Consider the following 6213-nt stretch of genomic DNA (forward strand, 5'->3'; position numbering starts at 1 on the left):
TAATGAAAGCAGCATGACGGATGTAATTTCAGAACGTATAAAAAATGCATTTTTAGCGAATTTTGTTTTATCGTGGGTTGTAGTAAACAACTATACGGTGGTTTACATACTCTTAAGTGATGATCGACCAAATAAAAAGCTACAATATATCAGTGGCTTAAAGTTTGACTGGCAAACAGACTTATTCTTTCCACTACTGTTAGTATTTGCATATATTTATTTGTTGCCCTTAATTAACTTAGCTTTAATGAAGATAAAACTTAAATATATAGAACCAATGTTGTCTGCTCATAGAAACGATGAGCAAATGTTTCAGTATGATAAAAAAATAGAAATTGAAGATAAACGCCTAGAGCTGCTTTTCCGAGAAAAGGAAAGAGAAATAGAACTTGAGGAAAAAAGAACTAAAGAGCAAGTTCGTCGTACTCAAGCAGCCGAAGATGAAGCTCGTTTTTTAACAGAGAAACACGCAACTGAATCAAAAGTACTTGAGCTTGAGAGGGCTAAACGAACTGAACTCGAAAAAGTTGTAACATTAGAGACTATCGTTGAGCGTGAGAAAGCTCTAGATCAACGTGAACAATTGTTAAATATGGAGAAAGAGCGACTCATACAAGAAGGGTTTAAATATGATTTAAATCGGCATCAAGCTCAATGGGTAAAGACAGATAAGCCAGTTTCAAAAGGGGATAAAGTCACAATTGACTTTGTTGGTACAATTGATGGTCAGGAATTCGAGGGTGGGAAAGCTGAAAACTTCCCACTGATACTTGGACAAGGTCGAATGATTCCAGGTTTTGAAGAAGGTTTGCTTCAGCGACATAGTGGCGAAGACGTACAGGTTTCGTTGAAGTTCCCAGAAGATTACCATGCTTCAAATTTGCAGGGCAAGCAGGCACAATTTCAAATTAAAATAAAACGCGTTGAAACTCAAATGATACCTGTAAAAACAAGCTAACAAACTGTTTAAGAGTGATTCGCAACGCGTGGCATTTTTACTATGCGGTAAGTTTAGTGTTTAAGGTGGTATGCGGTAGGTTCGGCATTGCGTTGCTCACACCTTAACAGGGCGTTAGGCTTCAAGGAGGAATTTGTTAGTGTTGATACCACAATGGGAATCCAAAAATTTGGTTTTCACTGAGTTTTCAAGTGATGAGGCGGAGCTAGCCAAGTCAATCTTTGACAGTAACTTAAATGTAAAAGCAATGGACCCAACGTTTAGGGAATGGTCTATCACCGAGTATGAAAAATTAATAGCTGAAAGCAACAAGTCAAAATTATCTGACGAGCAAGGTGCATTTTACCTAAGAAAAATTAGCACAAAGAAAGGTCAAGTGGTTGGTTATATACAGATGGAGTTTCATGCTCCGTCAACTGGCACACTTTGGCTTCCTATGTTAACAATTTTACCGAGTTTTAAAGGTAAAGGCTTGGGTTCAGAAATAGTTAGTAGTGTTATTGCCGTAGCCTGTGAGTACGCAAATCTACAAAACGTAGGTTTAAATGTTTATGCAGAAAACATTTCTGCTTTTAGGTTCTGGTACAGACAAGGTTTTACGCAAATTCGAGCTTTCGAACAAGAAATAGAATTCGGCAAAGAATACAATTGCTTAGTGCTATATCGTGAGCTGGAAGCCTAACAAACGCTTTAAGACGGATTCGCAACGCGTGGCATTTGTGGTTTGTGGCAACTTTAGTGATTTAGGTGGTATGCGGAAACATCGGTATTGCGTTGCTCACCACTTAAGCGGGCGTTATGTTCTAGGAGGAAATTGATGATTAGGGAAATCACAAAAGCCGATTTTGAGTCGTTTTGGCCAACATTTTCAGCGGTAATTCAGGCACAAGAAACTTATGCCTTTGACCCAAATATGACGCTAGAACAAGCCTTCGCTTTATGGTGTGGATCTCCCCTGAAAGCTTTTGCTTTCGTAGAAAATGACGTTGTACTGGGCTCTTACTACATCAAGCCAAATGCAATGGGGCCAAGTAGCCATATATGTAATTGTGGATACATGGTTTCTAGCGAAGCTAGAGGTAAGGGCATTGCACGCCTAATGTGTGAGCATTCTCAGGAAATAGCTCTAAGACTTGGCTTTGATGCCATGCAATTTAACAGCGTGGTCTCTACCAATGAAGTTGCTGTGAAGCTTTGGGAGAAGCTAGGGTTTCAAATCATAGGTACAATTCCCAAGGCATATAAGCATGCTCATTTAGGGTTAGTTGATAGCTACGTCATGTACAAATGGCTACGAACATAACAAAGCATTTAAGAGTGATTCACAACGCTTGGCGTTTTCGCTTCGCTCAAGTATAGCCAAGCGCTGCTCACACCTTAATGCGGCGTTAGTACGGGGTTGGCACCAAAGGTCATAAGTTTCGGTGTTTATCTGTTTTGGTGTTCGTATTTACACCTTACAGTTTGTACCTTTCACGTTCTTTCCGGTGGCACTATATGCGGTGTGTTCGCTTTGATTTCACCGTTTACGGTTTCCAACTCTTAGCCTATTTCTTTGGTGCTTCTTCTCTTTCGTGGTTTTTACTAAGTCAGAATTGTCTTTCTTTGGTGTTGCCGTCGAAGTGCGAGGAACGAATCCTTTTCTAATTTGAAGCCAGTAAAAGTAGGGCAGTTCAGTGCGTTTTTCTTCTAGCCAACTTTCGCCTCTTAACCGAGTTTAAGTTTTGTAGCTGCCCGTCTCACTTCAGTGTTCAAAGCCTTTCATATCATCTCAATTTTCAATATCTTGGAGCGCATAAATAGAAGTAGCGCATGTACTAACAAATTGCTTAAGAGTGATTCGTAACGCGTGGCATTTTTACTTTGCGGTGGTTTATGTGATTAAGGCGCTGTGCGGTAGCTTTTGTGTTGCGTTACTCACACCTTAGCAAGGCGTTAGCTTTCACGAGGAAAATACATGTTTACATTGCTAGGAATTATAATACTGTTAGTGATTGCGTTGGCTTTGCTGATGAACTATTTCCTATGTCGTGATTTTTATAGTTGTTGGAAAGAGTATGCTCGTACAAATTGGCAAGTACAGGGTAAACCTAGTTTTAACGAATTTTATCAGAATCAGCTTGGTTTATTTCGCACAATAGTTCTTGGCTCTGAGTTGGATTGTGTAGGTTCACAAGAACTGGTTGATAAACGTAAGTACGTGAGATGGACATGGTTAGTTGTACTCGCCATGTTGTTCTCTGGTTGTGCATTGGTTGGTTTTGAAGCTGATTTGCGTCCGGCTAAATGGGCAATTATTCCGATTGATAATATTAGGTTTTAAGCCCAAAAAGCTAACAAACAATTTAAGAGTGATTCGGCACGCGTGGCATTTTTACTATGCGTCGGTTTAAGTGACTAAGGTGGTATGCAGTAGCATCGGTATGGCGTGCCTCACACCTTAATTGGGCGTTATGTACTTTGGAGAAAATATGGAAGTAGTCGCTACGGAAAAACACGTCTCAGAATATCCCAATCCGTTTTATTTGAAACAAGGTGATAAAGTGGCTCTCGGTGCAATTGACGACGAGTTTCCCAATTGGATTTTTATAACCAGTAGTGAAGGTCTGCAGGGTTGGGCTCCAGTTCAATATATCGAAAAGATTGAAGGAATCTCAGAAGGTGTTTTGCGTTATGACTATGACAATGTGGAGCTCAATACAGTCATTGGTGAAAAGCTGTCAGTGCAGTTTGAACTCAATGAGTGGTATCGAGTTTCGAGGTCAACGGGTGAAATTGGTTGGGTACCAGTGCGCTCGGTACAACGTACATAACAAATTGTTCAAGAGTGATTCGGCACGCGTGGCATTTTCACTATGCGTTAGGTTCAGTGGTTGAGGTGTTATGCGGAAGCTTAGGTATTGCGTGCCTCACACCTTAACAAGGCGTTATACGAATAGAGGGAAATTATGTACAAAAATACTGATTTTAACTTGGATTCAAAAGAGTTCAGGTTTAAGAAAGACTCATATCCTTTGTCTAAGATAAACAATGTTAGGGTTAAAAAGTTAAGTTTTCTTGATAATTTAGGTCAAGTTTTATTCTGGGTGTGTGTTTTTTCAGGGGCAGTTTGGTTAGTTATTCCAAGGTTGGAAGAGGTGCCACAATGGCTACTAGTTTTAGTTCTTAGTCTGACGGTTGTAGGTTTGGTTTTTGCTCTTTTTCGTTGTTCTAAATATGCACTTCAAGTCGAGTTTCGCCACATAGATGAAACGGGCGTTCAATGGGTTAATGTCGCTAAGTCATACTCAAAGTCAGATTGTGAGTTATTTGAACAGCAAGTGTTGGCACTGAAGAAATTCGTATAACAAATTGTTCAAGAGTGATTCGGCACGCGTGGCATTTTTACTATGCGTTGGTTTTAGTGGTTAAGGTGTTATGCGGAACCTTCGGTATTGCGTGCCTCACACCTTAACAAGGCGTTAGGCGAATGCAGAAAGGAACAATAGTATATGAATTTGAATCCCAAAACTCCGAAAAAGATTAACTCGACGGTTAAAGCGTTAATTGCAGAGTTAGGAATTAATAATCGAAATGCTCAATATTTGAGGTATACACATAAGAGTGACGATTATAGAGCAAGGTATTGTTTCAATAATTGTGAAACTGAAGCAGCCGAAAATGGCGGTGAAGTCATTTATGGTTGGTTAATATGGGAAGATCGTAAGCGTTCTTTTATCGAAGCTGAGTTTCATAGTGTTTTAAAAGTTAATGGTGAAATATTAGATATATCACCTCGCCAAGATAGTAAAGACGTAAAGGTTTTATTCGTTGAAGACACCTTACGTGATAGCGGCAGGAAAGACCCTGAGACATGGCATTCTTGGTCAAATATGAAAATGATCTCTGGGCGTGTAGTTGAACAAAGTCGCAGACTAGAAGTTTTTGAAATTGATGACATAAATAGTGAAGTGCGTTACGTTTAATTTCGCCTAACAAACAATTCAAGAGGGATTCGTAACGCGTGGCATTTTTACTATGCGTTAATTTTAGTGATTAAGGTGGTTTGCGTTGGCATCGGTGTTGCGTTACTCACCCCTTAATTGGGCGTTATGTAATTGAGGGAATATGAAAGTTTCTGAACTACAGGAAGTATTTCTGACTGAGCTGTGTTCTCTTCTTCCTGAGTGGAAGTACGTTAAATCACAGCGCACTTTTAAGTTAAAGTCTGGTAATTGCAATTGGCATTTGCATATCAGTTGTATTAATCATGTGTCAGATTTTGATGCAACAGCTGATGTTGCAGTTGAATTTTTGGATAAAAGGAAGAAGTTGATAATTGTTGGTGCTGAGCTTGGAAACATAGAGGGTGTTGGTCAACGACGCTTTCCTGTGGCTTCGTATGACGATGCTGTAGGTTCTGCACGTAGATTGAAGCTCTACTTCGAAGCCGTCGGTCTTCCTTTCCTTAATTTATATAGTGATCCAAAAGTAGTTCTATTGTCACTTAAAAGAGGCGGTAAAGAGGCTATGTTAATCAGTCCTTTGCTAACTTTACACGACCAGCAAATTGAAATATTGAGCCAATACATTGAAGCGCGTACATAACAAAGCATTTAAGAGTGATTCGCAACGCTTGGCAGTTTCGCTTCGCTCAAGTTTAGCCAAGCGCCGCTCACACCTTAATGCGGCGTTATGTTCTTGGAGGACGTGGTGGAGTATCAAAGAGATAGGGTAACTTTTAGCGTTTTCCATAAACTTGTTGTAAAGCTATATAAGGCTCTCATATTCAAACTTTCAAACAAAAAAGAGAAGCTAGAGTGGCAGTTAATATTGATAGCCGATTGTTTACGAATCATCGGGCTATGTAGGTTGGCTTATTGGATGGCTTCTAAAGTGCAAACTTCAACGTCTAGCGTTAAGAACAAGTTCTGGTCAACCCATGCTTCAGGTATAGCTCTGCAATATGCAGGTGACATGATTGGCGCTGAAAAAGAATTCCTAAAAAGCCAGGATTTTGCTTGTGAGCTCTCTTTGAGTTTTAGTTTACAGCATTTGGGTAAATTGAACGTTGAGCTTGGCAACTATGAACTGGCTGAGCAACAGTTCATAGAAGCGTTGGCAATTCGAGATAAATTGAAGCGGACTGACTTGGTAGAGTCGACTAACCGGGCAGTTCGAGGACTACAAAAGCTACGAACTTAGTATCAAGTTTGAAGTGCGACACTTAGAGTAGCTGCTCATAAATATACTCTGTTGGTGTCTTGTAACCAAGC

General features: G+C 39.9%; 9 protein-coding genes. All 9 read left to right on the top strand.

Annotated features, from left to right (window positions below; all coding sequences use genetic code 11):
• The first annotated feature begins 13 nt into the window (after window positions 1-13).
• Window positions 14-958: an FKBP-type peptidyl-prolyl cis-trans isomerase gene (locus tag R7O12_RS16175; RefSeq protein WP_318126124.1), complete on the top strand. Its 945-nt coding sequence runs from the start codon at window positions 14-16 to the stop codon at window positions 956-958.
• 139 nt (window positions 959-1097) lie between these two features.
• A complete protein-coding gene (locus R7O12_RS16180; RefSeq protein WP_318126125.1) occupies window positions 1098-1640 on the top strand; it encodes a GNAT family N-acetyltransferase in 543 nt (180 codons plus the stop codon).
• A gap of 135 nt (window positions 1641-1775) precedes the next feature.
• Window positions 1776-2261 carry a GNAT family N-acetyltransferase gene (locus R7O12_RS16185; RefSeq protein ID WP_054577451.1) on the top strand — a complete coding sequence of 162 codons (486 nt, stop codon included), beginning with the start codon at window positions 1776-1778 and terminating at the stop codon, window positions 2259-2261.
• Window positions 2262-2915: 654 nt separating this feature from the next.
• The gene (locus R7O12_RS16190) at window positions 2916-3281 is read left to right on the top strand and encodes a hypothetical protein (RefSeq protein WP_031858551.1); all 366 of its coding nucleotides are present in this window, start codon (window positions 2916-2918) and stop codon (window positions 3279-3281) included.
• Window positions 3282-3429: 148 nt separating this feature from the next.
• The gene (locus tag R7O12_RS16195) at window positions 3430-3771 is read left to right on the top strand and encodes an SH3 domain-containing protein (protein WP_017635398.1); all 342 of its coding nucleotides are present in this window, start codon (window positions 3430-3432) and stop codon (window positions 3769-3771) included.
• Between the two features lie 135 nt (window positions 3772-3906).
• A complete protein-coding gene (locus R7O12_RS16200; protein ID WP_025519062.1) occupies window positions 3907-4305 on the top strand; it encodes a DUF6232 family protein in 399 nt (132 codons plus the stop codon).
• A 144-nt stretch (window positions 4306-4449) separates the two neighbouring features.
• Entirely contained in the window at window positions 4450-4923 is a 474-nt protein-coding gene (locus tag R7O12_RS16205; protein WP_238855021.1) for a hypothetical protein, read from the top strand.
• A gap of 142 nt (window positions 4924-5065) precedes the next feature.
• Window positions 5066-5545: a hypothetical protein gene (locus R7O12_RS16210; RefSeq protein ID WP_031781251.1), complete on the top strand. Its 480-nt coding sequence runs from the start codon at window positions 5066-5068 to the stop codon at window positions 5543-5545.
• 87 nt (window positions 5546-5632) lie between these two features.
• Window positions 5633-6142 (top strand): hypothetical protein, encoded by a 510-nt coding sequence (locus R7O12_RS16215; RefSeq protein ID WP_005377016.1) that lies wholly within the window; start codon window positions 5633-5635, stop codon window positions 6140-6142.
• The last annotated feature ends 71 nt before the right edge of the window (window positions 6143-6213 follow it).

Source organism: Vibrio sp. Vb1574 (assembly GCF_033338675.1).

Excerpts from the sequence above, each read along its gene's own strand:
- R7O12_RS16175 (WP_318126124.1), top strand. The coding sequence starts at position 14 with ATGACGGATGTAATTTCAGAACGTATAAAAAATGCATTTTTAGCGAAT.
- R7O12_RS16185 (WP_054577451.1), top strand. The coding sequence starts at position 1,776 with ATGATTAGGGAAATCACAAAAGCCGATTTTGAGTCGTTTTGGCCAACA.
- R7O12_RS16190 (WP_031858551.1), top strand. The coding sequence starts at position 2,916 with ATGTTTACATTGCTAGGAATTATAATACTGTTAGTGATTGCGTTGGCT.
- R7O12_RS16195 (WP_017635398.1), top strand. The coding sequence starts at position 3,430 with ATGGAAGTAGTCGCTACGGAAAAACACGTCTCAGAATATCCCAATCCG.
- R7O12_RS16200 (WP_025519062.1), top strand. The coding sequence starts at position 3,907 with ATGTACAAAAATACTGATTTTAACTTGGATTCAAAAGAGTTCAGGTTT.
- R7O12_RS16205 (WP_238855021.1), top strand. The coding sequence starts at position 4,450 with ATGAATTTGAATCCCAAAACTCCGAAAAAGATTAACTCGACGGTTAAA.
- R7O12_RS16210 (WP_031781251.1), top strand. The coding sequence starts at position 5,066 with ATGAAAGTTTCTGAACTACAGGAAGTATTTCTGACTGAGCTGTGTTCT.
- R7O12_RS16215 (WP_005377016.1), top strand. The coding sequence starts at position 5,633 with ATGTTCTTGGAGGACGTGGTGGAGTATCAAAGAGATAGGGTAACTTTT.